General features: G+C 39.5%; 39 protein-coding genes, 1 rRNA gene and 1 pseudogene. 39 read left to right on the plus strand and 2 right to left on the minus strand.

Features of this window, described 5'->3' with window-relative positions; translation table 11 throughout:
- Positions 1-13: 13 nt before the first annotated feature.
- From rplD to AC3WSK_RS15635, 37 genes and pseudogenes are all read left to right on the plus strand, one after another.
- Positions 14-637: a 50S ribosomal protein L4 gene (gene rplD, locus AC3WSK_RS15455; RefSeq protein WP_079562366.1), complete on the plus strand. Its 624-nt coding sequence runs from the start codon at positions 14-16 to the stop codon at positions 635-637.
- On the plus strand, positions 637-921 hold the full coding sequence (gene rplW / locus AC3WSK_RS15460) for a 50S ribosomal protein L23 (protein ID WP_079562365.1): 285 nt from the start codon (positions 637-639) through the stop codon (positions 919-921). Before rplD ends, rplW begins: the two co-directional genes overlap by 1 nt.
- A 47-nt stretch (positions 922-968) precedes the next feature.
- Positions 969-1,799: a 50S ribosomal protein L2 gene (rplB, locus tag AC3WSK_RS15465; RefSeq protein ID WP_079562364.1), complete on the plus strand. Its 831-nt coding sequence runs from the start codon at positions 969-971 to the stop codon at positions 1,797-1,799.
- A gap of 60 nt (positions 1,800-1,859) precedes the next feature.
- Positions 1,860-2,138, plus strand: a complete 279-nt coding sequence (gene rpsS, locus AC3WSK_RS15470) for a 30S ribosomal protein S19 (RefSeq protein ID WP_049662848.1) — start codon at positions 1,860-1,862, stop codon at positions 2,136-2,138.
- Between the two features lie 22 nt (positions 2,139-2,160).
- Positions 2,161-2,505 carry a 50S ribosomal protein L22 gene (gene rplV / locus AC3WSK_RS15475; RefSeq protein ID WP_004233639.1) on the plus strand — a complete coding sequence of 115 codons (345 nt, stop codon included), beginning with the start codon at positions 2,161-2,163 and terminating at the stop codon, positions 2,503-2,505.
- A 3-nt stretch (positions 2,506-2,508) separates the two neighbouring features.
- Positions 2,509-3,162 carry a 30S ribosomal protein S3 gene (gene rpsC, locus AC3WSK_RS15480; RefSeq protein WP_049662850.1) on the plus strand — a complete coding sequence of 218 codons (654 nt, stop codon included), beginning with the start codon at positions 2,509-2,511 and terminating at the stop codon, positions 3,160-3,162.
- Between the two features lies 1 nt (position 3,163).
- Positions 3,164-3,598 (plus strand): 50S ribosomal protein L16, encoded by a 435-nt coding sequence (gene rplP / locus AC3WSK_RS15485; RefSeq protein WP_010860599.1) that lies wholly within the window; start codon positions 3,164-3,166, stop codon positions 3,596-3,598.
- Positions 3,588-3,788: a 50S ribosomal protein L29 gene (rpmC, locus tag AC3WSK_RS15490; protein ID WP_049662852.1), complete on the plus strand. Its 201-nt coding sequence runs from the start codon at positions 3,588-3,590 to the stop codon at positions 3,786-3,788. Before rplP ends, rpmC begins: the two co-directional genes overlap by 11 nt.
- A gap of 18 nt (positions 3,789-3,806) precedes the next feature.
- Positions 3,807-4,070 (plus strand): 30S ribosomal protein S17, encoded by a 264-nt coding sequence (rpsQ, locus tag AC3WSK_RS15495; RefSeq protein WP_053482810.1) that lies wholly within the window; start codon positions 3,807-3,809, stop codon positions 4,068-4,070.
- A 45-nt stretch (positions 4,071-4,115) separates the two neighbouring features.
- A complete protein-coding gene (gene rplN / locus AC3WSK_RS15500) occupies positions 4,116-4,484 on the plus strand; it encodes a 50S ribosomal protein L14 (protein WP_004233650.1) in 369 nt (122 codons plus the stop codon).
- A gap of 35 nt (positions 4,485-4,519) precedes the next feature.
- Entirely contained in the window at positions 4,520-4,828 is a 309-nt protein-coding gene (gene rplX / locus AC3WSK_RS15505; protein WP_079562363.1) for a 50S ribosomal protein L24, read from the plus strand.
- Between the two features lie 28 nt (positions 4,829-4,856).
- A complete protein-coding gene (gene rplE, locus AC3WSK_RS15510; protein WP_079562362.1) occupies positions 4,857-5,396 on the plus strand; it encodes a 50S ribosomal protein L5 in 540 nt (179 codons plus the stop codon).
- Between the two features lie 21 nt (positions 5,397-5,417).
- Positions 5,418-5,603, plus strand: coding sequence for a type Z 30S ribosomal protein S14 (locus tag AC3WSK_RS15515; RefSeq protein WP_004233656.1), 186 nt, complete (start codon positions 5,418-5,420; stop codon positions 5,601-5,603).
- Between the two features lie 29 nt (positions 5,604-5,632).
- Positions 5,633-6,031 (plus strand): 30S ribosomal protein S8, encoded by a 399-nt coding sequence (rpsH, locus tag AC3WSK_RS15520; protein ID WP_008181717.1) that lies wholly within the window; start codon positions 5,633-5,635, stop codon positions 6,029-6,031.
- A 30-nt stretch (positions 6,032-6,061) separates the two neighbouring features.
- Positions 6,062-6,601, plus strand: coding sequence for a 50S ribosomal protein L6 (gene rplF, locus AC3WSK_RS15525; protein ID WP_079562361.1), 540 nt, complete (start codon positions 6,062-6,064; stop codon positions 6,599-6,601).
- A gap of 32 nt (positions 6,602-6,633) precedes the next feature.
- Positions 6,634-6,993, plus strand: a complete 360-nt coding sequence (rplR, locus tag AC3WSK_RS15530; protein WP_075807301.1) for a 50S ribosomal protein L18 — start codon at positions 6,634-6,636, stop codon at positions 6,991-6,993.
- Positions 6,994-7,014: 21 nt separating this feature from the next.
- Positions 7,015-7,518 carry a 30S ribosomal protein S5 gene (gene rpsE, locus AC3WSK_RS15535; protein WP_053482806.1) on the plus strand — a complete coding sequence of 168 codons (504 nt, stop codon included), beginning with the start codon at positions 7,015-7,017 and terminating at the stop codon, positions 7,516-7,518.
- A gap of 13 nt (positions 7,519-7,531) precedes the next feature.
- A complete protein-coding gene (gene rpmD / locus AC3WSK_RS15540; protein ID WP_049662869.1) occupies positions 7,532-7,714 on the plus strand; it encodes a 50S ribosomal protein L30 in 183 nt (60 codons plus the stop codon).
- A 34-nt stretch (positions 7,715-7,748) separates the two neighbouring features.
- A complete protein-coding gene (gene rplO, locus AC3WSK_RS15545; RefSeq protein ID WP_079562360.1) occupies positions 7,749-8,189 on the plus strand; it encodes a 50S ribosomal protein L15 in 441 nt (146 codons plus the stop codon).
- Positions 8,189-9,484, plus strand: a complete 1,296-nt coding sequence (gene secY / locus AC3WSK_RS15550) for a preprotein translocase subunit SecY (RefSeq protein ID WP_492414221.1) — start codon at positions 8,189-8,191, stop codon at positions 9,482-9,484. The genes rplO and secY overlap by 1 nt, the downstream gene beginning before the upstream one ends.
- Positions 9,485-9,554: 70 nt before the next feature.
- Entirely contained in the window at positions 9,555-10,208 is a 654-nt protein-coding gene (locus tag AC3WSK_RS15555; RefSeq protein ID WP_079562358.1) for an adenylate kinase, read from the plus strand.
- A 250-nt stretch (positions 10,209-10,458) separates the two neighbouring features.
- A pseudogene (locus AC3WSK_RS15560) lies at positions 10,459-10,536 on the plus strand (type I methionyl aminopeptidase); the annotation flags it as partial.
- Between the two features lie 86 nt (positions 10,537-10,622).
- Complete coding sequence (gene infA, locus AC3WSK_RS15565; protein WP_004233690.1) at positions 10,623-10,841, plus strand: translation initiation factor IF-1; 219 nt, start codon at positions 10,623-10,625, stop codon at positions 10,839-10,841.
- A gap of 37 nt (positions 10,842-10,878) precedes the next feature.
- The gene (rpmJ, locus tag AC3WSK_RS15570) at positions 10,879-10,992 is read left to right on the plus strand and encodes a 50S ribosomal protein L36 (protein ID WP_000868344.1); all 114 of its coding nucleotides are present in this window, start codon (positions 10,879-10,881) and stop codon (positions 10,990-10,992) included.
- A gap of 24 nt (positions 10,993-11,016) precedes the next feature.
- On the plus strand, positions 11,017-11,382 hold the full coding sequence (rpsM, locus tag AC3WSK_RS15575) for a 30S ribosomal protein S13 (RefSeq protein ID WP_049662875.1): 366 nt from the start codon (positions 11,017-11,019) through the stop codon (positions 11,380-11,382).
- 25 nt (positions 11,383-11,407) lie between these two features.
- Entirely contained in the window at positions 11,408-11,797 is a 390-nt protein-coding gene (gene rpsK / locus AC3WSK_RS15580; protein WP_053482801.1) for a 30S ribosomal protein S11, read from the plus strand.
- 140 nt (positions 11,798-11,937) lie between these two features.
- A complete protein-coding gene (locus AC3WSK_RS15585) occupies positions 11,938-12,882 on the plus strand; it encodes a DNA-directed RNA polymerase subunit alpha (RefSeq protein ID WP_004233733.1) in 945 nt (314 codons plus the stop codon).
- 57 nt (positions 12,883-12,939) lie between these two features.
- Entirely contained in the window at positions 12,940-13,320 is a 381-nt protein-coding gene (rplQ, locus tag AC3WSK_RS15590; protein WP_012296051.1) for a 50S ribosomal protein L17, read from the plus strand.
- A gap of 512 nt (positions 13,321-13,832) precedes the next feature.
- Positions 13,833-14,678, plus strand: a complete 846-nt coding sequence (locus AC3WSK_RS15595) for an energy-coupling factor ABC transporter ATP-binding protein (protein WP_079562357.1) — start codon at positions 13,833-13,835, stop codon at positions 14,676-14,678.
- Positions 14,654-15,526, plus strand: coding sequence for an energy-coupling factor ABC transporter ATP-binding protein (locus AC3WSK_RS15600; protein ID WP_197142504.1), 873 nt, complete (start codon positions 14,654-14,656; stop codon positions 15,524-15,526). The genes AC3WSK_RS15595 and AC3WSK_RS15600 overlap by 25 nt, the downstream gene beginning before the upstream one ends.
- A complete protein-coding gene (locus tag AC3WSK_RS15605) occupies positions 15,523-16,320 on the plus strand; it encodes an energy-coupling factor transporter transmembrane component T family protein (protein ID WP_079562355.1) in 798 nt (265 codons plus the stop codon). The genes AC3WSK_RS15600 and AC3WSK_RS15605 overlap by 4 nt, the downstream gene beginning before the upstream one ends.
- A gap of 14 nt (positions 16,321-16,334) precedes the next feature.
- Complete coding sequence (gene truA / locus AC3WSK_RS15610) at positions 16,335-17,075, plus strand: tRNA pseudouridine(38-40) synthase TruA (RefSeq protein ID WP_492414222.1); 741 nt, start codon at positions 16,335-16,337, stop codon at positions 17,073-17,075.
- A 567-nt stretch (positions 17,076-17,642) separates the two neighbouring features.
- The gene (rplM, locus tag AC3WSK_RS15615) at positions 17,643-18,080 is read left to right on the plus strand and encodes a 50S ribosomal protein L13 (RefSeq protein WP_053596074.1); all 438 of its coding nucleotides are present in this window, start codon (positions 17,643-17,645) and stop codon (positions 18,078-18,080) included.
- 25 nt (positions 18,081-18,105) lie between these two features.
- Positions 18,106-18,498, plus strand: coding sequence for a 30S ribosomal protein S9 (gene rpsI / locus AC3WSK_RS15620; RefSeq protein ID WP_004233744.1), 393 nt, complete (start codon positions 18,106-18,108; stop codon positions 18,496-18,498).
- A gap of 225 nt (positions 18,499-18,723) precedes the next feature.
- The gene (locus tag AC3WSK_RS15625; protein WP_427483835.1) at positions 18,724-19,674 is read left to right on the plus strand and encodes a DUF4822 domain-containing protein; all 951 of its coding nucleotides are present in this window, start codon (positions 18,724-18,726) and stop codon (positions 19,672-19,674) included.
- 233 nt (positions 19,675-19,907) lie between these two features.
- On the plus strand, positions 19,908-20,621 hold the full coding sequence (locus AC3WSK_RS15630; RefSeq protein WP_079562352.1) for an N-acetylmuramoyl-L-alanine amidase: 714 nt from the start codon (positions 19,908-19,910) through the stop codon (positions 20,619-20,621).
- A 71-nt stretch (positions 20,622-20,692) separates the two neighbouring features.
- Positions 20,693-21,748, plus strand: coding sequence for a P-loop NTPase (locus tag AC3WSK_RS15635; RefSeq protein ID WP_349660276.1), 1,056 nt, complete (start codon positions 20,693-20,695; stop codon positions 21,746-21,748).
- 53 nt (positions 21,749-21,801) lie between these two features.
- Here the strand turns inward: AC3WSK_RS15635 and gerD are convergent, their stop codons facing one another.
- A complete protein-coding gene (gene gerD, locus AC3WSK_RS15640) occupies positions 21,802-22,404 on the minus strand; it encodes a spore germination lipoprotein GerD (protein WP_427483834.1) in 603 nt (200 codons plus the stop codon).
- Positions 22,405-22,557: 153 nt separating this feature from the next.
- Between gerD and AC3WSK_RS15645 the strand changes: the two genes are divergently transcribed.
- On the plus strand, positions 22,558-23,232 hold the full coding sequence (locus AC3WSK_RS15645; RefSeq protein WP_079562349.1) for a KinB-signaling pathway activation protein: 675 nt from the start codon (positions 22,558-22,560) through the stop codon (positions 23,230-23,232).
- Positions 23,233-23,388: 156 nt separating this feature from the next.
- Here the strand turns inward: AC3WSK_RS15645 and AC3WSK_RS15650 are convergent, their stop codons facing one another.
- On the minus strand, positions 23,389-24,048 hold the full coding sequence (locus AC3WSK_RS15650) for a hypothetical protein (RefSeq protein ID WP_427483833.1): 660 nt from the start codon (positions 24,046-24,048) through the stop codon (positions 23,389-23,391).
- A 399-nt stretch (positions 24,049-24,447) separates the two neighbouring features.
- Here AC3WSK_RS15650 and AC3WSK_RS15655 point away from each other — a divergent pair.
- Positions 24,448-24,599: ribosomal RNA gene (locus AC3WSK_RS15655) — 16S ribosomal RNA — on the plus strand; the annotation flags it as partial.

Genomic DNA, 24,599 nt, shown 5'->3' on the forward strand with positions numbered 1-24,599 from the left:
GGAGGAAACAGGAATGACAAAAGTATCTGTACTTAGTCAAACAGGTGCTTCAGTTGGTGAAATCGAATTAAACGATGCGATCTTCGGAATCGAACCAAATGAAGCAGTATTATTCGACGCTGTAGTTGCACAACGTGCTTCTCTACGTCAAGGTAATCACAAGGTTAAAAACCGTTCTGAAGTTGCTGGTGGTGGTCGTAAACCATGGCGTCAAAAAGGAACTGGTCGTGCTCGTCAAGGTTCTATCCGTTCTCCACAATGGCGCGGTGGTGGTGTCGTATTCGGCCCAACTCCACGTAGCTATTCTTATAAATTACCGAAAAAAGTTCGTCGCTTAGCTCTTAAATCTGCTTTATCAGCTAAAGTAGTAGAACAGAACTTCTTAGTTCTTGATGCTCTTTCACTAGCAGCACCAAAAACAAAAGAATTCACAAAAATCCTTAAAGATCTTTCTTTAGAGAAAAAATCTTTATTCGTAACTGCTGACCTAGATGAAAACGTAGCATTATCTGCTCGTAACATCCCTGGTGTAACAGTTTTAACTGCAAACGGAATCAACGTTCTTGATCTATTAGGTCACGATAAAGTTGTATTCACAAAGTCTGCAGTAGAAAAAGTTGAGGAGGTGCTTGGATAATGGAAGCACGTGATATTTTAAAACGTCCAGTCATTACTGAGCGTTCTTCAGAACTTATGGCAGAGAAAAAGTATACTTTCGAAGTAGACACTCGCGCTAACAAAACTCAAGTAAAAGACGCTGTAGAAGAAATCTTTGGTGTGAAAGTTGAGAAAGTAAACGTTCTTAACTACAAAGGTAAATTCAAACGCGTTGGCCGCTACGGTGGTTACACTAACAAACGTCGTAAAGCGATTGTTAAATTAACTACTGATAGCAAAGAAATCGAATTATTCGAAATGTAATCCTTTATGGATTTATGATTTGAACAATCAAGAAGGAGGGAAACACAATGGCGATTAAAAAGTATAAACCTACCTCTAATGGTCGTCGTAATATGACGTCTTTAGACTTTGCGGAAATTACAACTAACAAGCCTGAGAAATCATTGCTTGAACCAACTAAACGCAAAGCTGGTCGTAACAACCAAGGTAAAATCACTGTTCGTCATCATGGCGGTGGACATAAGAAGCAATACCGTGTTATCGATTTCAAACGTGTAAAAGATGGCATTCCGGCTAAAGTTGCTACTATTGAATATGATCCAAACCGTTCTGCGAATATCGCATTAATCAACTACGCTGATGGAGCAAAAGCTTACATCTTAGCACCAAAAGGTCTAGAGGTTGGTCAAACAATCGTATCTGGTCCAGATGCTGATATTAAAGTAGGTAATACATTACCATTAGCAAACATTCCAATGGGTACTACAATCCATAACATCGAGTTAAAACCTGGTAAAGGTGGACAATTAGTACGTTCTGCTGGTACTTCTGCACAAGTACTTGGTCGTGAAGACAAATACGTAATCGTTCGTCTACAATCTGGTGAAGTACGTTTAGTGTTAGCTACTTGCCGCGCTACAATCGGTCAAGTTGGTAACGAACAACACGAACTAGTACACATCGGTAAAGCAGGTCGTAGCCGTTGGTTAGGTAAACGCCCAACAGTTCGTGGTTCTGTAATGAACCCTAACGATCACCCACACGGCGGTGGTGAAGGACGTTCTCCAATCGGACGTAAATCACCAATGACTCCTTGGGGTAAACCAGCACTTGGTTACAAAACTCGCAAGAAGAAAAACAAAACGGATAAATTCATCATCCGTAGTCGTAAAAAATAAAGTGGTTAAACTACGGTTCTATGTGAGAGCCGTGGTGGAATCACGGAGGGAGGTTCCTACATGGGTCGCAGCTTGAAAAAAGGACCTTTTGTTGATGACCACTTAATGAAAAAAGTGGAAGCGCAAGAGGCTTCTGAGAAAAAACAAGTTATCAAAACTTGGTCTCGCCGTTCTACAATTTTCCCGACTTTTATCGGTTTAACGATTGCTGTTTATGATGGACGTAAACACGTTCCTGTATACGTAACAGAAGATATGGTAGGCCACAAACTTGGTGAATTCGCACCAACACGTGCTTACAAAGGTCACGGTGCAGACGACAAGAAAACAAGACGCTAATTTTGAGAGGAGGTAAATCCTAATGACACAAGCTAAAGCTATCGCTCGTACTGTTCGCATTGCTCCTCGTAAAGTCCGTCTAGTTGTAGACTTAATCCGAGGCAAGCAAGTTGGTGAGGCAGTTGCAATTTTACGTCATACTCCAAAAGCGGCGTCTCCAGTCGTTGAAAAAGTATTAAAATCTGCAGTTGCTAACGCTGAGCATAACTACGATCTTGACATCAACTCTTTAGTAGTTTCTGAAGTATTCGTTGATGAAGGTCCAACATTAAAACGTTTCCGTCCACGTGCACAAGGACGTGCAAGCGCAATTAACAAACGCACAAGCCACATCACTCTAGTGGTATCTGAGAAGAAGGAGGGTTAATCCGTGGGTCAAAAAGTACATCCAATAGGACTGCGCGTTGGTATTATTCGTGACTGGGAGTCAAAATGGTACGCTGAAAAAGACTATGCAACTCTACTTCACGAAGACATCAAAGTGCGTAAATATATTGAAACGGCTCTTAAAGACGCTTCTGTTTCTAAAGTAGAAATCGAACGCGCTGCAAACCGTGTAAACATTACAATTCACACTGCGAAACCAGGTATGGTAATCGGTAAAGGTGGTTCTGAAGTTGAGAATCTTCGTAAATACCTTAGCGATTTAACTGGTAAACGTGTACACATCAACATTATCGAAATTAAACGTGCTGATCTTGACGCTCGTCTAGTAGCTGAAAACATCGCTCGTCAATTAGAAAACCGTGTATCATTCCGTCGTGCGCAAAAGCAAGCGATCCAACGCACAATTCGTGCTGGTGCAAAAGGAATTAAAACACAAGTATCTGGTCGTTTAGGTGGCGCTGATATCGCGCGTGCTGAACACTATAGTGAAGGAACTGTTCCACTTCATACTCTACGTGCTGACATCGACTATGCACACGCAGAAGCTGACACTACTTACGGTAAATTAGGCGTTAAAGTATGGATCTACCGTGGTGAAGTTCTTCCTACGAAGAAATCTGTGGAAGGAGGCAAATAATATGTTATTGCCTAAACGCGTAAAATACCGTCGTGAACACCGCGGAAACATGCGTGGCGAAGCGAAAGGCGGTAAAGAAGTATCTTTCGGCGAATGGGGCTTACAAGCTCAAACAGCTAGCTGGATTACTAACCGTCAAATCGAATCTGCACGTATCGCGATGACTCGTTACATGAAACGTGGCGGTAAAGTTTGGATTAAAATCTTCCCACACAAACCTTACACTAAAAAACCTCTAGAAGTCCGCATGGGTTCTGGTAAAGGTTCTCCTGAAGGTTGGGTTGCAGTAGTAAAACCAGGAAAAGTAATGTTCGAAATCGCTGGTGTATCTGAAGAGATAGCACGTGAAGCACTTCGTTTAGCATCACATAAGCTTCCTGTTAAATGTAAGATCGTAAAACGTCAAGAAACTGGTGGTGAATCTAATGAAAGCTAATGAAATCCGTGACCTTGCCACTTCTGAATTAGAATTGAAAGTGAAATCACTGAAAGAAGAGCTTTTCAACCTTCGCTTCCAATTGGCGACTGGTCAATTAGAAAACACAGCTCGTATTCGTGAAGTGCGTAAAGCAATCGCGCGTATGAAAACTGTTATTCGTGAAAGAGAAATCAGTGCAAATAACTGATAAAGGAGGTTTTCAAGTATGACTGAGCGTAATCAACGCAAAGTTTACACGGGCCGCGTTGTTTCAGATAAAATGGACAAAACTATTTCTGTTTTAGTTGAAACTCACAAAAAGCACAAGCTTTATGGTAAACGTGTAAAATACTCTAAAAAGTTTAAAGCTCATGATGAGTTAAACACAGCGAAAATCGGTGATATCGTACGTATCATGGAAACTCGCCCGCTATCAGCTACTAAACGTTTCCGTCTAGTTGAAGTTGTAGAAAAAGCGGTTATTATTTAATAACACTATTTCGGAACAACCAATTTCCGAAGGGAGGTAACCTAAGTGATCCAACAAGAAAGTCGTATGAAAGTTGCTGACAACTCAGGTGCACGTGAAGTTCTTACAATTAAAGTCCTTGGTGGCTCTGGCCGTAAAACTGCTAACATCGGTGATATCGTTGTTTGTACAGTTAAGAAAGCAACACCAGGTGGCGTTGTTAAGAAGGGTGACGTTGTTAAAGCTGTTATCGTTCGTACTAAATCAGGCGTACGTCGTAAAGATGGTACGTACATCAAATTTGATGAAAATGCTTGTGTAATTATTCGTGATGATAAATCACCACGCGGAACTCGTATTTTCGGACCTGTTGCACGTGAATTACGTGACAGCAACTTCATGAAAATCGTTTCTCTAGCTCCAGAAGTTCTTTAATTTCATGATAGTGCCAATCAAGGAGGTGCGACAGCATGCATGTAAAAAAAGGTGACAAGGTTAAGGTGATCACTGGTAAGGACAAAGGCAAAGAAGGCGTTATCCTTGCTTCTTACCCTAGACAAGATCGCGTTCTTGTTGAAGGTGTGAACATCGTGAAAAAACACGTAAAACCTAACCAATTGAATCCACAAGGTGGAATTGTAAGCCAAGAGGCTGCAATTCACGTTTCGAACGTAATGCTAATCGATCCTAAATCTGGCGAGCCGACTCGTGTAGGTTATAAAATCGAAAACGGTAAAAAAGTTCGTGTTGCAAAAAAATCAGGTGCAGTAATCGACTAATTTCTATAAAAAGAAGGGAGGTACACAAATGAGCCGCCTAAAAGAAAAATATTTAAATGAAGTTTCAACTGCTCTTATGAGCAAGTTTGGATATAAATCAGTTATGCAATTGCCGAAAGTTGACAAAATCGTTATCAACATGGGTGTTGGTGATGCAGTTCAAAACTCAAAAGCATTAGATGCAGCTGTAGAAGAATTAACAATTATCACTGGTCAAAAACCAGTTGTAACTAAAGCGAAAAAATCGATCGCAGGTTTCCGTCTACGTGAAGGTATGCCTATCGGTGCTAAAGTTACATTACGCGGTGAGCGTATGTATGAATTCTTGGACAAATTAATCTCAATTTCACTACCTCGTGTACGTGATTTCCGTGGTGTTTCTAAAAAAGCATTCGACGGTCGCGGTAACTACACTTTAGGTGTTAAAGAGCAATTAATTTTCCCAGAAATCGATTACGATAAAGTTTCAAAAGTACGCGGTATGGACATCGTGATCGTAACGACAGCGAATTCTGATGAAGAAGCTCGCGAGTTATTGACACAATTCGGTATGCCGTTCCAAAAGTAATTAAACAAGGAGGGCGAAAACGTGGCTAAAAAATCTATGATCGTTAAACAACAACGTAAGCAAAAGTTTAAAGTGCAAGAATATACACGTTGTGAACGCTGTGGCCGTCCACACTCTGTATATCGTAAATTTAAACTTTGCCGTATTTGTTTCCGAGAACTTGCATATAAGGGACAAATTCCTGGCGTGAAAAAAGCCAGCTGGTAATCCCCTAATTTGGGAAGGAGGTAAATGTAATGACAATGACTGATCCGATTGCAGATATGCTTACTCGCATTCGTAATGCGAACATGGTTCGTCACGAGAAGTTAGAAGTACCAGCTTCCAACGTGAAAAAAGAAATCGCTGAAATTTTAAAGCGTGAAGGTTTCGTACGTGACGTAGAATACGTGGAAGACAACAAGCAAGGTATTATCCGTATCTTCTTAAAATACGGTAAAGATAACGAACGCGTTATCACTGGCTTAAAACGTATTTCTAAACCTGGTCTACGAGTATATGCTAAAACAAATGAAGTGCCTAAAGTACTGAACGGTCTTGGTATCGCTTTAGTGTCAACTTCACAAGGTCTATTAACAGATAAAGAAGCTCGCGCTAAACAAGTTGGCGGCGAAGTTCTAGCATACGTTTGGTAATTAGCAATAAATGAATGGAGGTGCAACTAAATGTCTCGTGTAGGTAAAAAAATTATCGAGGTACCAGCTAACGTAACTGTTACTGTTGCAGCTGACAACACAGTTACCGTTAAAGGTCCTAAAGGCGAACTTGTTCGTTCTTTCCACCAAGATATGAAAATTGAGCAAGAAGGTAACGTGATTTCTGTATCTCGTCCTTCTGACTCAAAAGAACACCGCACAAACCACGGTACAACACGTGCGCTTTTAGCGAACATGATTACTGGTGTTTCTGCAGGTTTCGAAAAATCATTAGAACTAATCGGTGTCGGTTACCGTGCGCAATTACAAGGTAAAAAACTTGTTCTTAACGTAGGTTATTCACATCCAGTTGAGTTCACACCTGAAGATGGTTTAGAAGTTGAAGTTCCTTCAAACACTAAGATCATCGTTAAAGGTATTAGCAAAGAACGTGTTGGTGCTCTTGCATCTAACATCCGTGACGTGCGTCCACCAGAGCCTTACAAAGGTAAAGGTATCCGTTATGAAGGCGAATATGTTCGTCGTAAAGAAGGTAAAACAGGTAAATAATGCTGTCTAAGCATTAGAAAGGAGTGACCCTTGTGATTACGAAACAAGATAAAAATCAGGTTCGTAAAAAACGTCATGCGCGCGTACGTTCTAAAATTTCGGGTACTGCTGAGCGTCCACGCTTAAACGTATTCCGTTCAAACAAGAACATCTACGCTCAACTTATCGATGACGTAGCAGGCGTAACAATTGTTAGCGCATCTTCTCAAGAAAATGGTTTTGAAGCTGCTGGTAGCAATGTTGATGCTGCAACTAAAGTCGGTGAAACAATCGCAAAACGCGCTACGGAAAAAAATATTACTGCTGTAGTATTTGACCGTGGTGGTTACTTATATCATGGACGTGTTAAAGCTTTAGCTGAAGCTGCACGTGAGAACGGTTTAGAATTCTAATAAAAAGGAGGGACACATTTCATGAGTCGAATTGACGCAAACAAACTTGGAGAACTTGAAGAACGCGTAGTTACTATTAACCGTGTTGCTAAAGTTGTTAAAGGTGGACGTCGCTTCCGCTTCACAGCATTAGTTGTTGTTGGCGATAAAAACGGTCACGTTGGATTCGGTACTGGTAAAGCTCAAGAGGTGCCAGATGCTATCCGTAAAGCTGTTGAAGATGCGAAGAAAAACTTAATCGAAGTGCCACGCGTAGGTGGAACAACTCCACACTTAGTGCAAGGTCGCTTTGGTGCAGGAGAAATCCTAATTAAACCTGCTGCTCCTGGTACAGGGGTTATCGCTGGTGGTCCAGTACGTGCCGTACTAGAACTTGCTGGTATTACTGATATTCTTTCAAAATCTCTTGGAACTAACACACCAATCAATATGGTGCGTGCAACTATTCAAGGTTTAACTGAATTAAAACGCGTAGAGGACGTAGCTAAATTACGTGGTAAATCAGTGGAAGAAATATTAGGATAAGGGGGGAAAGATAATGGCTAACAAATTAGAAATCACCCTTACAAAATCTGTGATTGGTTCTAAACCAGCACAACGCAAAACTATTGAAGCACTAGGTTTACGTAAATTAAACCAAACTGTTGAGAAAGCTGATAATGCAGCTACTCGCGGTATGATTGATGTAGTAGCTCACTTAGTTACTGTAAAAGAAAACTAATTTTTAATTAACGAACAAGGAGGTGCCATCCAATATGAAACTTCATGAGTTAAAACCAGCAGAAGGTTCCCGTAAAGTACGTAACCGCGTAGGTCGCGGTATCGGTTCTGGTAACGGTAAAACTGCAGGTAGAGGTCATAAAGGTCAAAACTCTCGTTCTGGCGGCGGTGTACGCCCAGGATTCGAAGGTGGTCAAAACCCTTTATTCCGTCGTTTACCGAAACGCGGCTTTACTAACATTAACCGTAAAGAGTACGCGATCGTTAATCTTGACACATTAAACCGTTTTGAAGATGGTGCAGAAGTAACAACTGCATTATTACTTGAATCAGGTTTAGTGAGCAATGAAAAAGCTGGAATTAAAGTTCTTGGAAACGGAACTCTTAACAAAAAGCTTACAGTAAAAGCTCATAAATTCTCAGCTTCGGCTAAAGAAGCAATTGAAAATGCCGGCGGAACTACTGAGGTGATTTAATGTTTCAGACGATCTCTAACTTTATGCGTGTTCGAGATATACGAAATAAAATCATTTTTACTCTTTTAATGTTAATCGTTTTCCGTATTGGTACGTTCGTACCAGTACCAAACGTTGACGCAAATGTATTAAAGGCAACTGATGAGTTTAACCTCGTTGGTTTCCTGAATACTTTTGGCGGTGGTGCTTTAAAGAACTTCTCAATCTTCGCGATGGGGATTATGCCTTACATCACTGCTTCAATTATTGTTCAGTTATTGCAAATGGACGTAGTACCGAAATTTGCTGAGTGGGCAAAGCAAGGTGAAGTCGGAAGACGTAAACTTGCACAATTTACTCGTTACTTTACAATTATTCTTGCCTTTATCCAATCATTCGCAATGTCATTTGGTTTTAATAGAATGTATGGTGGATCTTTGATTAAAGAAGAAGGGATTATAACATATGTTACGATTTCAATTGTATTAACTGCGGGTACAGCATTCCTAGTATGGCTTGCTGACCAAATTACTGCGCATGGTGTTGGAAATGGTATTTCAGTTGTAATTTTCGCAGGTATCGTTGCGGCATTACCGACTGGCATTAACCAAATCTATGCACAGCAAATCGAGGGTGCTGGTGATAAGTTATTTATCAATCTAGTGATTCTTGGTTTACTTGCTTTAGTTTTGCTAGCAGTTGTTGTTGGAGTTATCTATGTGCAACAAGCACTACGTAAAATTCCAATTCAATATGCAAAACGAGTTACTGGACGCAATCAACAAACAGGTTCTCAACAAACGCATTTACCGTTAAAAGTAAATGCTGCAGGGGTTATTCCGGTAATTTTTGCATCAGCGTTTCTGATGACACCTCGTACGTTAGTTCCGTTCTTTGGTGAAAGTGGCGTATCAACATTTATTCAAAACACGTTTGATTATACAAAACCTGTTGGGATGATTGTTTACGTTGCCTTGATCATCGCGTTCACATATTTCTATGCATTCATACAAGTGAATCCAGAAAATGTGGCAGATAACTTGAAAAAGCAAGGTGCTTACATTCCAGGTATTCGTCCTGGTGAAAGTACTCAAACGTATTTAACAAGCGTGTTATATCGTCTGACATTTGTCGGTGCGATTTTCTTAACTGTTATATCAGTAATGCCGATTATAATCATAAACTTTATGAATCTACCTGCCACAGTGCAGATCGGTGGTACTAGTATAATTATCGTAGTCGGCGTTGCGCTCGAAACGATGAAACAGCTAGAATCTCAACTTGTTAAACGTCACTACAAAGGCTTTATGAAATAATGTTGGTTTTTAGGGAACGTTCCATCGTTTCCTGAAATCAGCAAACCTTTTGTGGGAGGAATATTTCCGTATGAATATCGTTTTAATGGGTCTGCCAGGTGCTGGTAAAGGTACTCAAGCAGATAAAATCGTTGAGAAGTACGCGATTCCTCATATTTCTACAGGCGATATGTTCCGTGCTGCTATGAAAGATGGTACAGAACTAGGCTTGCAAGCTAAATCGTTCATTGATCAAGGTGCTCTAGTACCTGATGAAGTAACGATTGGTATTGTTCGCGAGCGACTTGCTAAACATGATTGTGAAAAGGGCTTCTTATTAGATGGATTCCCACGTACTGTTCCTCAAGCTGAAGCTTTAGACAGCATCCTTGCTGATCTTGGTAAAGCTATTGAACATACAATTAACATCCAAGTTGAAAAAGATGAGCTAGTTGCTCGTCTATCAGGTCGTCGTATTTGTAAAACTTGTGGAACATCTTATCATCTAATTTTCAATCCTCCAGCTGAGGAAGGAAAATGTGATAAAGATGGTGGCGAGCTTTACACACGTGCGGATGATAATCCTGAAACGGTTGCAAACCGTCTGGAAGTAAATATGAAACAAGCACAACCATTACTGAACTACTATGAAGTAAAAGGTGTGTTAACAAATATAGATGGACAGCAAGATATTAACAAAGTGTTTGCTGATCTTGATGCTCTTTTACAGGGCAGCCGCAGCTGATACCCGGCTCCGGGCGCAGAATACTGCTTCCGCGGGAGGCATGCGGGAGCAACAACGAAACATAATTTTTTTTGAGAGTTGCAAAAGCATATTGTGCCCGGTATATATTTCTTTTAAAAAGTGCAACATGACTTTTGAAAGAGTATAATGGGTTTCGTGGAAGCATCTGTGTAACGGGTATGAATATCTCATCAAAGACATTCCGGTATTCGTGTAAACATGGGAGGTTCAGTGCCCTAAATGGTTCTGTATATTCCGTGGATTGTGTGAAGCGAAACCAGACGAGCGTCTTTCAAACATCTCTCATACAATCCAAACATATGTTGAAACGAGGTTGCTTCTATAGTTGCAGCAGATATCCGTTTGATGTAACGATGAGAACTTTAATTTGCATATAGAGAGGAGACAGAGTAGATGGCGAAAGATGATGTAATTGAAGTCGAAGGGACAGTTGTTGAGACTTTGCCAAACGCGATGTTTAAGGTAGAATTAGAAAATGGACATGTGATTCTAGCACACGTTTCTGGTAAGATTCGTATGCACTTTATCCGCATTCTACCTGGAGATAAGGTTACTATCGAGTTATCTCCTTATGATTTAACTCGCGGTCGTATCACATACCGTTTTAAATAATCTTTTGCGCTCCGGACTACTAAGGAGGTTAGGTTAGATGAAAGTGAGACCATCTGTGAAACCGATCTGCGAAAAATGTAAAGTAATTCGCCGACGCGGTAAAGTAATGGTAATCTGTGAAAATCCTAAACACAAACAAAAACAAGGTTAATTCTAAAGGAGGTGCACAACGTACATGGCACGTATTGCTGGTGTTGATATTCCTCGCGACAAACGCGTGGTAATTTCATTAACTTACATTTACGGTATTGGTAAAACTACAGCTCAGAAAGTATTAGCTGACGCAGGTATTTCAGAAGATACACGCGTACGCGACTTAACTGAAGATGAGTTAAACAAAATCCGTGAACAATTAGACTCTTACAAACTTGAAGGTGACTTACGTCGCGAAACTTCATTAAATATCAAACGTCTGATGGAAATCGGTTCATTCCGTGGTATCCGTCACCGTCGTGGTTTACCTGTTCGTGGTCAAAATACGAAGAATAATGCGCGTACGCGTAAAGGTCCTCGTAAAACTGTAGCGAACAAGAAAAAATAATAAGTAAAGGAGGTTCCTTCTTAACATGGCTCGTAAACAACAAACTCGTAAACGTCGTGTGAAAAAGAATATCGAATCTGGTATCGCACACATTCGTTCTACATTTAACAATACAATCGTAACGATTACAGATATGCAAGGTAACGCTGTATCTTGGTCAAGTGCTGGTGCTCTTGGTTTCCGTGGTTCACGTAAATCTACACCATTCGCTGCTCAAATGGCTGCAGAAACTGCTGCTAAAGCATCCCTTGAACATGGTCTGAAAACGTTGGAAGTAACTGTTAAAGGTCCTGGTGCAGGTCGTGAAGCTGCAATTCGTGCACTTCAAGCTGCTGGTTTAGATGTAACTGCTATTAAAGACGTTACTCCAGTTCCTCATAATGGTTGCCGTCCGCCAAAACGTCGTCGCGTGTAATGGGTGCGTCTCATATTGTATGAGAACATCATTTTTTGTACAGACTGTCTTGTGCAGATAATAAACGATACGTCAATGACGATCGAATCTATGATGGAAAGAACCTATACATTCGATGTTTTGAAGGAGGGTAAATAAAAATGATCGAAATTGAAAAACCAAAGATTGAAACGGTGGAGATCAGCGAAGATTCCAAATATGGAAAGTTTGTTGTAGAACCGCTTGAACGCGGATATGGAAACACTTTGGGTAATTCTTTACGTCGTATCCTTCTGTCTTCATTACCAGGAGCTGCTGTCACTTCAATTCAAATTGACGGTGTTCTTCACGAATTCTCAACTGTAGAAGGCGTTGTAGAGGATGTAGCTTCAATTATTTTGAACGTGAAAAAACTAGCTCTTAAAATCTACTCTGACGAAGAAAAAGTTATTGAGATTGATGTAAAAGGCGATGGTACAGTTACAGCTGCTGACATTACACATGACAGTGATGTAGAAATTTTAAACCCGGATCTATATATTGCAACAATCGCTAAAAACGGTCATTTACGTATGCGTATGTACGCTCAACGCGGCCGTGGTTACACTCCTGCTGATCAAAACAAACGTGAGGATCTTCCTATCGGCGTGATCCCGATCGACTCTATTTACACTCCAGTATCACGCGTCAATTTCCAAGTGGAAAATACTCGTGTAGGTCAGTCTTCTGACTACGATAAACTTTCTCTTGATGTGTGGACAGATGGTAGCATCGGTCCGAAAGAGGCGATTTCGCTCGGAGCAAAAATTTTAACCGAGCATCTAAACATCTTCGTTGGCATGACAGATGAGGCACAAACTGCTGAAATCATGGTCGAAAAAGAAGAAGATCAAAAAGAAAAAGTTTTAGAGATGACTATCGAAGAACTTGATCTTTCTGTTCGTTCTTATAACTGCTTAAAACGCGCTGGTATTAATACAGTACTAGAACTTGCGAATAAGTCAGAAGACGACATGATGAAAGTTCGTAACCTTGGACGTAAGTCACTTGAAGAAGTAAAAGCGAAGTTAGAAGAGCTTGGTTTAGGGTTACGCAAAGAAGACTAAGCGATTTAAACAAAACTTACAAGATCAGATAATTTTTTATAAAGGAGGGAAACATCCATGGGTTACAGAAAACTTGGTCGTACAAGTTCTCAACGTAAAGCGATGTTACGTGACTTAGCTACTGATTTAATCATCAACGAGCGTATCGAAACTACTGAGGCTCGCGCTAAAGAAGTACGTAAAGCTGTTGAAAAAATGATTACTTTAGGTAAACGCGGAGATTTACACGCACGCCGTCAAGCTGCTGCATTCATCCGTCGTGAACTAGTAACAACTACTGATGCTGAAGGTAACGAAACAACTTCATTTGCACTTCAAAAGTTATTTGATGATGTTGCACCACGTTATGCAGAACGTCAAGGTGGTTACACTCGTATTCTTAAAGTAGGTCCTCGTCGTGGTGACGGTGCACCTGTTGTTGTGATTGAATTAGTTTAATCATAAGAGAAAACAAGTGGTGAAGAGGGTGGAATCACCACCCTCTTTCTTTATAAAACGATTTATACGACAAATAATTAAGCTGAGCGTTATGATGAGCGGACACTGTTGTGTGGCGTCTCGTTTAGCTCTCCGCACCTCATTCAGAGGGAACAAGGGCTTGAGCACCCGTGTTTCTTGAAAATGTAACGACTAGCGCATTTCTATCGAATGAGGTGCGCGCTTTTTTATTTTTTAGGGAAGTAAGAGTTAGCGCCAATTTAGTGGTGCTTTTTTTTATAGGCTGATTTTATAATGGTAGTCACCGGGACGATTGAGGTGGCCCGCTCAATATATGATGTATTTTTTAAAGATAACCTTTAAATTATACGTACACTAATATAGGGCAGACAAAAGAATGGAAAGTGATTTTAGCACTTTTCTTTTATTGACATACTGATTGTAGTAGAATTCATACATAAAAAAGTGTAAGTTAGTTAGTAGAGCTGAGCATGTAGAGAGGAGTTCTAGAAATGCCAGAAATTTTATCATTAAATAATGTGACATTTTCATATACACCAGAAGAAAAAGAAAGTCGCAATGCTGTCGAAAATGTAAGCTTTGCGGTACAGGAAGGGGAATGGATTGCCATTGTTGGCCATAACGGTTCCGGTAAATCCACTATTGCAAAGCTTATGAATGGTTTGCTTTATCCACAGCAAGGGGATGTCCGTATTTTACGACAACCATTGAGTGAAGAAAACCTGTGGGAAAGCCGTTCACAAATGGGCATGGTTTTTCAAAATCCAGACAATCAGTTTGTTGGAGCGACAGTGCAGGATGATGTTGCTTTTGCTCTTGAAAATAACGGAGTACCGTTTGAAGAGATGGTAGAACGTGTCCATGCAGCACTCGACCAAGTAAAAATGAACAATTTTTTAGATCATGAGCCACATCATTTATCGGGTGGGCAAAAGCAGCGCGTTGCCATTGCAGGCGCACTCGCGTTGAAACCTAAGCTCCTTATTCTTGATGAAGCTACTTCTATGCTAGATCCACAAGGTCGTGTTGAGGTACTACAAACAGTTCAAACTTTACGTGCTGAAACAGGGTTAACAGTACTATCTATTACGCATGATTTAGAAGAAGCTATGCTTGCAGATCGTGTTCTCTTTATGAATGACGGAAAGAAATTTGCTGAGGGTACACCTGCTGAAATTTTCACACTTGGGGACAAGCTAGTTGAGTTTGGATTAGACTTGCCATTTGCCATGAAGTTATCAAAGTTATTGCAAAAGGAAGGTGTTCCATTAATGGGACAACATATGACAGAAGAAGAGTTGGTGAATGATTTATGGACATCAAACTTCAACAAGTAAGCTATGCTTATGCACAGGGTACACCTTTTGAAAAACGTGCTTTATTTGATGTGGATTTTGAAATTCCTTCACATACGTACCAGGCAATTATCGGACATACGGGTTCCGGTAAATCGACAATTCTTCAACATTTTAATGCACTTCTAAAACCAACATCTGGAGAAGTACATATTGGGGATCGTGTTGTTGTAGCTGGAAAAAAGGCCAAAGATTTAAAGGCTGTACGTCAAAAGGTTGGCATTGTGTTTCAATTCCCGGAGCATCAGTTATTTGAAGAAACGGTATTAAAGGATATTATGTTTGGTCCTATGAACTTTGGTGTTTCTGAGCAAGAGGCAGAAGCACGAGCAAAGGAGCTAGTAGGCTTAGTAGGCTTACCAGGGGACGTACTTGAAAAATCACCTTTTGATTTATCGGGTGGACAAATGCGCAGGGTAGCAATTGCTGGTGTTTTGGCGATGGAACCTGAAGTGATTGTTTTAGATGAACCAACTGCAGGGCTTGATCCTCGTGGTCAAAAAGAGATTATGGATATGTTTTATAAGCTACACAAGGAACGTGGGCTAACAACGATACTCGTTACCCATAGTATGGAGGACGCAGCTCGTTATGCAGATAGTATTGTCATTATGCATGAAGGGAAAAATGTACTAAGTGGCACACCTCAAGAAATTTTTAAAGATGTAGAGACATTAAAAAATTTCCGCTTAGAACCACCTCGTATCGTACGATTTCAACAAAAAATTGAAAAAATGATAAACAAATCATTCTCGAAGATATGCTTAACTGAAGAAGAGTTAGCAATTGAAATTGCTCGGGTCCTAAGAGAGGAGCGTGGACAGTCATGATGGAGAAAATGATATTTGGTCGCTTTCTTCCAGGGGATTCTCCCGTTCATAAGCTCGATCCACGGTCAAAGCTTATATTTGTGTTTGCATTCATCATTATTGTTTTTTTAGCAAACAATACTGTGACATATGCTTTGCTATTAGCGTTTACCTTACTCATTGTGCTAGTGTCACGGATTCGATTGTATTTTTTAATTAACGGTCTAAAGCCAGTACTTTTTTTAATGGCGTTTACCTTCTTAATTCATATATTTATGACGAAAGAAGGCGCCATTGTATTTGAGTGGAAGTTTATCACTATTTATGAGGAAGGTATCCGACAAGGGATATTTATTTCGATACGCTTTCTAGTTCTAGTGTTTATGACATCTATCTTAACACTTACAACGTCACCGATTTCCATTACGGATGGCATTGAAGTGCTGCTAAATCCATTAAAAGCGGTGAAAGTGCCAGTACATGAGTTAGCTCTAATGATGTCTATTTCATTGCGTTTTATCCCAACGTTAATGGATGAAACAGATAAAATTATGAAAGCACAAATGGCACGTGGTTCGGATTTATCTTCAGGACCAATAAAGGATCGTATTAAAGCGGTTGTGCCATTATTGGTACCTCTCTTTGTAAGTGCTTTTAAACGAGCTGAGGATTTAGCAACAGCTATGGAAGTAAGAGGCTACCGTGGAGGCGAAGGGCGTACGAGATATCGCAAGCTAAAGTGGGATATGAGTGATACATTTGCACTTATGTTATTAGTAGGAATGGCCGTATTACTATTCTTCTATAGAAGTTAAAAGGAGTAATCTTTATGCGACGATTAAAAGCAATTATAAGTTATGATGGAACGCAATTTTCTGGTTACCAAGTACAGCCTGGAGAGCGTACAGTACAGGCAGAGCTTGAACGTGTTCTAGCCATTATGCATAAAGGGGAAAAGATCAAGGTAACAGCTAGTGGACGTACAGATGCAAGAGTGCATGCAACAGGTCAAACATTGCATTTTGATTCACCACTCGCGATTCCAGTAGATAAATACATGAAGGCATTAAACGTTCAACTGCCAAGAGATATTCGAGTAATGTCGATTGAAGAAGAAGCTGCTGATTTTCATGCTCGCTACAGTGTAACAGGGAAGCGGTACCGATATATATGGTCATGTGAGGCTGTACAAAGTCCATTCCGCAGACATTACACAGTAGAGACAAATGGTGTGAAGCCAAATGTTAAGGCAATGCAGGAGGCGGCAAAGGCTATTATCGGTACACATGATTTTTCATGCTTTTGTGCAGCTAATACAAGTGTCAAAGATAAGGTACGCACAGTGACTACGCTACGATTTGAATGGTATGGTGAGGAGCTACATATGGTAATTGAAGGCAATGGCTTCTTATATAATATGGTCCGTATTATCGCAGGTACGCTTTGGGAAGTTGGTATAGGACGTCGTGATATGGAGAACGTGGAGTTAATCGTTAAATCTATGAATCGCGATAAGGCGGGTAAAACTGCACCGCCACAAGGTCTATATCTTGAGAAAGTCTTCTATTAAAAAGGTTCGTCACCATAGCGTGTAGTTGATTTCCGTTCCGACTGGGCGCTTTGTCGCTGCCGCTTTGCTTTCGCTACAGAAAACATTTGTTGCTGCCGCTACGCTCTCGCACAGAGCAGAGCTTCCTGGGGGCGTCCGATGAGCCGCTTCGCTGTAGGGTCTCGGGCCAACAGATGTTTTTTGTGCGAAAGCGTAGTGCTAACGTAGTGGCAGTAGCACCGATGTTGGTCACGAAGGAGTCGCCCAGTCTCCATTCCAATCAACCTATATCAATTCCGCCCTTACGTAATTGCGTCTGGATTTTGAATTGTGCCCTCGAATGTTATAGAAATCTTGACACGAAATAACATTATATTTTAAAAATGAAGGCTAATGAAAGCCCTAATTTAACCAAGAAATGAATCTGAACAACTTCTCCAGGTGTTTATTGAAATTGCTTGACTTTAAAAGTCATTCATTATATGATAACAGATGGTATTTTCATTACCACCACAAATAAGCCCCGAAAACTTATAGTGTAGTTTAATGAAAAATAACGGTAATCGAATCGATTAGGAGGATATATACATGCGTACAACATTCATGGCTAAAGGTCACGAAGTAGACCGTAAATGGCTAGTAGTTGATGCAGAAGGCCAAACTCTTGGACGTTTAGCTTCTGAAGTAGCTGCTATCTTACGTGGTAAACATAAACCAACATTCACACCAAACGTTGACACAGGTGATCACGTAATCATCATCAACGCTGACAAAATCCATTTAACTGGTAACAAATTAGAGGGTAAACTTTACCGTCACCATACTCAATTTGCGGGTGGATTAAAAACTCGTACTGCTGGTGAAATGTTAGACAAGTACCCAACAAGAATGATCGAATTAGCAATTAAAGGGATGCTTCCTAAAAACTCTTTAGGTCGCAAAATGTTCGGTAAACTAAACGTTTACACTGGAACAGAGCACCCACACGCTGCACAAAAACCAGAAGCATACGAGCTTCGCGGATAATATAAATTAAGAGGAGGATATTACTTTGGCACAAGTTCAATACATCGGCACTGGTCGCCGTAAAAGCTCTGTAGCTCGCGTACGTTTAGTACCAGGTACAGGTAAAATTGTTATCAACAAACGTGAAATCGAAGAATACGTACCATTCGCTGCATTACGTGAAGTAATTAAACAACCATTAGTAGCTACTGAAACTACAGGAAGCTATGACATCCACGTAAACGTTAACGGTGGTGGATACACTGGTCAAGCTGGTGCAGTACGTCATGGTATCGCACGTGCTCTACTTCAAGTAGACCCAGATTTCCGTGCTGCATTAAAATCTGCTGGATTACTTACTCGTGATTCACGCATGAAAGAACGTAAAAAACCAGGTCTACGCGGCGCTCGTCGTGCACCTCAGTTCTCAAAACGTTAATATTACGTATATCAACGTTTCCAAACCCTTTCTCGAATATTTTCGAGAAAGGGTTTTTTTGTTTGGAAAAAGTTATACCTGGGTTCTTAGTGAACTTCAAGTATTGCAAGAAGTGCTGAGGCACTTTTATTATCTGTAATGTTAGTAGCGATTATGATGTGTAATTTATATAGAAATGGCGGATACTACTTTTAAGTTGTTTATTCTGAAAGTGGAGGTCAATATATGAAAAAGCTACTAATAGTATCACTTGCAGTAATGGCACTTCTTGGTGCATGTCAGAATAAAACTGACGTAAAAAAAACGGAGGAAGTAAAAACAGGGAATACTGAAGATCAGAGACAAGTAGAAATGACAAAAGGTCAAGCAAATGCCAACATTCTTAGTAGTACAAACTGGCAAGCCTCAAAAGTTTACGATAAAAATAATAAAGATGTAACAGCAGAGAATTCAAACTTAATGGGCCTTGCGAAATATGACGCTGACTCAGGACGCTATGAACTCTTCGATCCAAATACAGCTGGAAGTCTTGACGATAAAGGGGTTTTCTTTTTTACGAATGACGGAAAGCATAGAATATTGATTTCAGAAACGAAAAATTACCAAGCAATTGAAGAGATTACTAAGATAAAAAATGATATGTTTACGTATAAAAAAATGGGTAAAGATGCAAATGGTAAAGATGTAGAGGTCTTCGTTGAGCATGTCCCTTATAAGGAAAAAAAGCTAACATTTACTGAATCAGCTAAAGCTTTAAATAATTCGACGGGCACTGTTGTTAAGGATGTGGATGGAGATAAGATCTTAGCTGATACGCTTTGGCAAGGAAGCGTTGTATTAGATGTAAATAAAAATGATGTAACACAATATAATAGAAATTTCATTAGCCTTGCGAAATATGATGCTAATACAAATAAATATGAATTTTTCAATCCTGAAACAGGTGAAAGTCGCGGTGACTATGGGTACTTTAATGTTATCGATGGAAATAAATTAAGAGCTCATGTTTCAATTGGCGACAATAAATATGGGGCTGTGCTCGAAATTACCGAGTTAAATAATAAGAAATTCACGTATCAAAGAACTGGGAAAGATAAAGATGGTAAGGATATAACAGTATTTGTTGAGCATGAACCTTATACAGGTAAGATTAAACCTGAATTTACACTAAAATAAGAAATTAACGGCGTTAGTCCTTAGAGTACAAATGGATTAATGCCGTTTTATCATTACCCAAAAAGTATCTTCTACTACTAATCAAACACTCAATTTTAACTTCTTTCAATAAACAAATACCCGCAAAAAGTAGGCTAAGAGTTCCTTTCTAATTACTTAAAGAGTTTTTTTACTTTCTAGCATAGTTCAATCACTAACTTCGTACACTACATATAAAAGGGTGGTGGATATGGGTGAAGCGCTGGCTTGCACTAGGAGTAATTATGCTAATGAGTATAGTGTTCGTGGCATATGAAACGAATGCTTCGAACCGTAACTTCTTCTTACCGGACCCACTTGGTGGCATAAAAATTGTCATTGATGCGGGACACGGCGGTCAAGATGGAGGTGCTTCGAAGGGTGAAGTAATTGAAAAGGAGATTACACTTGCAATTGCTCAGCATGTTGAGAAGCAATTAAAGAAAAAAGGCGCAACAGTCGTAATGACACGAACAAAAGATGGAGATGTAATCGATGAGCATGCGTCCTCAGAAAAGTTTGGAACTTTGAGAGAACGAAAAAAGCAGGACATCTTTTTAAGAAAAGACATAGTAGAAAAAGAAAAACCGGATATTTTTATTACAATTCATGCAAATGCCATTCCTGAAACAAAATGGCGTGGAGCACAGGTGTTTTATCATCAAGAAGGACATGCTGAAAGTGAATTTTTAGCAAAGAGTATTCAAGATTCCATTCGCACTAATTTGAAAAATACTGATCGAGAAGCAATGTCTATCAAACAAATATATTTACTGAAAAAGGCTGTGGTACCTGCTGCACTAGTAGAAACAGGATTTATAAGTAATGATGAGGAACGTGCACTATTAATAGATAAGAAATACCAAGAAAAAATGGGAGATGCCATTGTTGAAGGTATAGAAGAGTATTTATTAGCAAAAATTGAATAGAGCAACAACACAACGGAAATCAAATCATTATGATATACTAACATTGAGATAATATAAGGGGAGTGTTCGTCGTGATAAATGAACAACAAGTACGAGAAATACTAGGACAACTACAAGATCCATTTTTACATAAATCATTCGCTGAAACAGACGGTATTACAAACGTAACAATAAAAGAAGAGAAGAATCATGTGAGTGTAAAAATTGCGATTGCTAAAACAAATACACCTGAACAATTACAGCTACAAATGAAAATTGTTGAAGTTTTAAAAGAAGCGGGTGCAAATACAGTTGGGATTCGTTTCGAAGAGCTGTCAGCAGAAAAACTACAGAGCTTCCGTGGTGTAGCAACTGAAGCTGAAGCACAAGATATTTTATCTCCGCTTAGCACAGTACAAGTTATTTCAATTGCCTCTGGTAAAGGCGGGGTAGGGAAATCTACAGTATCAGTTAACTTAGCAGTTGCATTAGCTCGTCTAGGTAAGAAGGTTGGTTTAATTGATGCTGATATTTATGGGTTCAGTGTGCCTGATATGATGGGCGTGACAGATATGCCTAAAGTGGTAGACAATCGAATTTTCCCTGTTGATCGTTTAGGTGTGAAAATGATTTCAATGGGCTTCTTTGTTGAAAATAACGCACCGATTGTATGGCGCGGACCAATGTTAGGTAAAGTGTTAGATCAGTTTTTCCGTGATGTAGAATGGGGCGAGCTAGACTATCTACTATTGGATTTACCACCAGGTACAGGTGACGTTGCATTAGATATTCACCAAATGCTTCCTTCATCAAAAGAAATTGTCGTAACAACACCACATCCTACGGCAGCGTTTGTTGCAGCTCGTGCAGGTGCAATGGCTTTACAAACAGACCATGAAATTTTAGGTGTTATTGAAAACATGGCATGGTATGAATCGAAATCGGGTGACCGTGAATTCGTATTCGGTCAAGGTGGAGGACCAAAGTTAGCAGAAGAGCTACGTACAGAGCTACTTGGTCAAATTCCTCTTGGTCAACCTGATTGGTCAGAAGAAGATTTTGCACCTTCTGTTTATGCTGAAAAACACACAACAGGACAAATCTATTTAGACATCGCGACGAACATCATTAATAAATTAAATAAATAATGAAAACGGATTTCCTCAAACAATGGAGGAAATCCGTTTTTACATATAAGTGATTACTGAGGGCCTTTTTGTTCACTACCTTCTCCACCGCTACCAGCTTCTTTTTTACCGCCAGCGCCAGCCTTACTTGTCTCGCCACCGCTTTTCCTAATAAGCTCCTGCCATTTTGCTTGCATAAGTGGACTTTCAATCGTTTCTTTGACGACAGTTTCCACTTCTTTTCTCATATTGGAGGATTTTAGAATGTTCTCTAATTGCTTTTGCATATCTGGCTGGCCAAAGAAAGCCTCCATATCTTTTTGGAAAGTGGGGTCTTTTATTAATTCCTTCATAATATCCTGTTGTTGCTTCTGCATACTTTTAGCTACGGTTTCTTTAAATTTTGGATCTTCGAAAGTTTTCTTCCAAAAGTCTTCTGCTTCTTTGGAAAGCAAGGTAGCCTCAGTAGCTTTCTTCACTTCATCATGTTCCAAAACCAATAATTCACGGAAACTTGGTTCCTCTAAAAGCTTTCGCAGCGCCTTTTTACCATCCTCGGTTTGTAAAGAGTCGATCATTATTTTTTTTATTTCTTCATAGGACATGGTAGAGGCTTTCTCTTGTGAACAGGCAGAAAGAAACAGCATTAGAATTAGTAGTAAGAAGAATTTTCGCATGAATAATCAGTCCTTTCTTATAGATAGACTCTTTCAATTATTGTTCACATTTATGAGGACTTTATGTATTGGTTAAGATGAGAAATAGCTTTTTTAACAATGCATTGTTAAAATAAGTACAGATATACATAAGAAATTGGGGGACTTTTAGTTGTGACGATACGAAATTGGGCTAAGTTTTTCTTCTTTGCAATGCTCGTTGGTGGCGCAGTCAACGGAATTTGCAGTTTGTTTATTCGATGGGACTTCTTCCAACCATATATTGCAAACGGTCACTGGGGAGAATTTTTGGCCGGGCTTTTATGGATGGTTTTCTTAGGGTTTACAATGAGTGTTATTGCACAGGCAGGCTTTTTTGCTTATTTAACGCTTCATCAAGTAGGGGTTAATATTTTTAGAACACTTACATTATGGAATTGGGTACAGCTAGTATTAATTGCTATTACTATTTTTGATATTATATTCTTCCGTTTTATACCTGGTGTGAAAGATGGACAAAGCTGGGTGTTCTATAGTGGTTTGTTAATTTTATTAATATTCGGTGCTATAGCAACAGCTATTCAAAAAGTAAAATTAACTGGAAAAAAACACGTTTTCATTTCGGCTTTATTTTTTATGATTGTTGTTACAACACTAGAATGGACAATTGCATTAATGGGTCGAGATGAAAATATTAACGAGTATGTTGCACTATTACTATTCCCACTACTCGCTGTAAATGCTTATCAATTATTAGTATTACCAAAATATAATGCAAAATCCGAAGAAGATCGTCAAAAATTAGAAGCACGCCGTAAAGCACGTCGTGAACAAGCTAAAAACGCATAATCATAAAAAAGAAGTTGCCTCTATATTCGTAGAGGCAACTTTTTTTATCTCGCATTAAGGGGTAGTAACTTTGAAAGTAAAGGTATATGGGAGATCAACTGTCCGTTGGGGAAGACTAGTGGGGATGAAGAAAACCCCATTGATTAAAGTATCACTTTATGGTGATTTTTTAGTTTGAACTTTATAGCCGAATATATTTTCCTCAATCGACATAAATTTATTTTGTTGTAGGAATGTATTGAGCTCTTTAATTGAGACTTTATTATTTTGGTGTAAAGTTAGAAAAACAAAATCTCCCTTTTGTAATTTAGGTGCCTTTTCACCTTTCCAGATTAGGGAGGGAGAAAGTATATTCATCTGCTGCTGAAATAAGTTATTTTGTAAATCCTGCGAATACTGATGATTTCGTGTTGCAAACCAAAGTGGGGTTTCTTGTAAATACTTTTCGTAAATATTAATATCTTTTTGAACGGCGGCAAGATCAACTGGCTTATCCAAGGAATCCTCGGGTCCTAATAATCCTGTAGGTAGCTTGCGTTCTTGAATGACTTTTATGTGCTCAGGTGAACGTTTAATCCACTCAGCATCTAACAAAAGAAGCGGATAAGGTTCTTTTACAGTTTTAAGCCAGTCCAGCAGGGCTTCATCAGAGAAAGAAATTTCGACAACAAGTGATGTGCCATAATGTCCTTTTGTTACAACTGCTGGAGCATCGGCGATGTTGAATACAGAAATCATAGTAGAATTTATCGGCTTTATAAAGACAAACAATATTACGATGAAAATCAGAGAAATCAACGTTTTACGAATCATCATAACAACCTCGTTTCTAAATTTTTAACTTCTTTCAGCAAATGTTTTCGTAGCGAAAGTGAAACGTCAGCTACAGAAGTCAATGCTTCGGCGGATGTCACGGAATCGGCTTTGTGCAAGTACAAAGCCGATTCCGGACGCAATTATGCCGAGGCATAATTGATACAAAAATAAAGTCTTAAAAAAACTTATGATATAGTGTTGACTTTCATGAACAATCGATGTTATTATGTATAAGTCGCCAAGAGGTGACACAGTAAATTAAAAAATGAACCTTGAAAACTGAACAAGCAAAACGTAATCAATAAAGTTTTTAGTAGCTAACCTTGAGTTAGTGAACGAAACAAAATTTTGGACATCAAACATGATGCCAGCAAAACAATTTGAGCTAATCAAATTTCTTTTATGGAGAGTTTGATCCTGGCTCAGGACGAACGCTGGCGGCGTGCCTAATACATGCAAGTCGAGCGAACAGAGAAGGAGCTTGCTCCTTTGACGTTAGCGGCGGACGGGTGAGTAACACGTGGGCAACCTACCTTATAGTTTGGGATAAC

This window comes from Lysinibacillus sp. EB271-A1-10B, assembly GCF_058791335.1.

What these genes read in the sequence shown, in the direction of transcription:
- rplW (WP_079562365.1), top strand. Translation starts at nt 637, where the DNA reads ATGGAAGCACGTGATATTTTAAAACGTCCAGTCATTACTGAGCGTTCT.
- rpsQ (WP_053482810.1), top strand. Translation starts at nt 3,807, where the DNA reads ATGACTGAGCGTAATCAACGCAAAGTTTACACGGGCCGCGTTGTTTCA.
- AC3WSK_RS15605 (WP_079562355.1), top strand. Translation starts at nt 15,523, where the DNA reads ATGATGGAGAAAATGATATTTGGTCGCTTTCTTCCAGGGGATTCTCCC.
- AC3WSK_RS15625 (WP_427483835.1), top strand. Translation starts at nt 18,724, where the DNA reads ATGAAAAAGCTACTAATAGTATCACTTGCAGTAATGGCACTTCTTGGT.
- AC3WSK_RS15650 (WP_427483833.1), bottom strand. Translation starts at nt 24,048, where the DNA reads ATGATGATTCGTAAAACGTTGATTTCTCTGATTTTCATCGTAATATTG.
- rpsH (WP_008181717.1), top strand. Translation starts at nt 5,633, where the DNA reads ATGACAATGACTGATCCGATTGCAGATATGCTTACTCGCATTCGTAAT.
- rplB (WP_079562364.1), top strand. Translation starts at nt 969, where the DNA reads ATGGCGATTAAAAAGTATAAACCTACCTCTAATGGTCGTCGTAATATG.
- rpmD (WP_049662869.1), top strand. Translation starts at nt 7,532, where the DNA reads ATGGCTAACAAATTAGAAATCACCCTTACAAAATCTGTGATTGGTTCT.
- AC3WSK_RS15555 (WP_079562358.1), top strand. Translation starts at nt 9,555, where the DNA reads ATGAATATCGTTTTAATGGGTCTGCCAGGTGCTGGTAAAGGTACTCAA.
- rpmJ (WP_000868344.1), top strand. Translation starts at nt 10,879, where the DNA reads ATGAAAGTGAGACCATCTGTGAAACCGATCTGCGAAAAATGTAAAGTA.
- rpmC (WP_049662852.1), top strand. Translation starts at nt 3,588, where the DNA reads ATGAAAGCTAATGAAATCCGTGACCTTGCCACTTCTGAATTAGAATTG.
- rpsS (WP_049662848.1), top strand. Translation starts at nt 1,860, where the DNA reads ATGGGTCGCAGCTTGAAAAAAGGACCTTTTGTTGATGACCACTTAATG.
- rplP (WP_010860599.1), top strand. Translation starts at nt 3,164, where the DNA reads ATGTTATTGCCTAAACGCGTAAAATACCGTCGTGAACACCGCGGAAAC.
- rplD (WP_079562366.1), top strand. Translation starts at nt 14, where the DNA reads ATGACAAAAGTATCTGTACTTAGTCAAACAGGTGCTTCAGTTGGTGAA.
- AC3WSK_RS15585 (WP_004233733.1), top strand. Translation starts at nt 11,938, where the DNA reads ATGATCGAAATTGAAAAACCAAAGATTGAAACGGTGGAGATCAGCGAA.
- rplF (WP_079562361.1), top strand. Translation starts at nt 6,062, where the DNA reads ATGTCTCGTGTAGGTAAAAAAATTATCGAGGTACCAGCTAACGTAACT.
- rpsK (WP_053482801.1), top strand. Translation starts at nt 11,408, where the DNA reads ATGGCTCGTAAACAACAAACTCGTAAACGTCGTGTGAAAAAGAATATC.
- truA (WP_492414222.1), top strand. Translation starts at nt 16,335, where the DNA reads ATGCGACGATTAAAAGCAATTATAAGTTATGATGGAACGCAATTTTCT.
- rpsE (WP_053482806.1), top strand. Translation starts at nt 7,015, where the DNA reads ATGAGTCGAATTGACGCAAACAAACTTGGAGAACTTGAAGAACGCGTA.
- rplE (WP_079562362.1), top strand. Translation starts at nt 4,857, where the DNA reads ATGAGCCGCCTAAAAGAAAAATATTTAAATGAAGTTTCAACTGCTCTT.
- AC3WSK_RS15600 (WP_197142504.1), top strand. Translation starts at nt 14,654, where the DNA reads ATGGACATCAAACTTCAACAAGTAAGCTATGCTTATGCACAGGGTACA.
- infA (WP_004233690.1), top strand. Translation starts at nt 10,623, where the DNA reads ATGGCGAAAGATGATGTAATTGAAGTCGAAGGGACAGTTGTTGAGACT.
- rplV (WP_004233639.1), top strand. Translation starts at nt 2,161, where the DNA reads ATGACACAAGCTAAAGCTATCGCTCGTACTGTTCGCATTGCTCCTCGT.
- rplX (WP_079562363.1), top strand. Translation starts at nt 4,520, where the DNA reads ATGCATGTAAAAAAAGGTGACAAGGTTAAGGTGATCACTGGTAAGGAC.
- gerD (WP_427483834.1), bottom strand. Translation starts at nt 22,404, where the DNA reads ATGCGAAAATTCTTCTTACTACTAATTCTAATGCTGTTTCTTTCTGCC.
- secY (WP_492414221.1), top strand. Translation starts at nt 8,189, where the DNA reads ATGTTTCAGACGATCTCTAACTTTATGCGTGTTCGAGATATACGAAAT.
- rpsM (WP_049662875.1), top strand. Translation starts at nt 11,017, where the DNA reads ATGGCACGTATTGCTGGTGTTGATATTCCTCGCGACAAACGCGTGGTA.
- rplO (WP_079562360.1), top strand. Translation starts at nt 7,749, where the DNA reads ATGAAACTTCATGAGTTAAAACCAGCAGAAGGTTCCCGTAAAGTACGT.
- rplM (WP_053596074.1), top strand. Translation starts at nt 17,643, where the DNA reads ATGCGTACAACATTCATGGCTAAAGGTCACGAAGTAGACCGTAAATGG.
- AC3WSK_RS15595 (WP_079562357.1), top strand. Translation starts at nt 13,833, where the DNA reads ATGCCAGAAATTTTATCATTAAATAATGTGACATTTTCATATACACCA.
- rplQ (WP_012296051.1), top strand. Translation starts at nt 12,940, where the DNA reads ATGGGTTACAGAAAACTTGGTCGTACAAGTTCTCAACGTAAAGCGATG.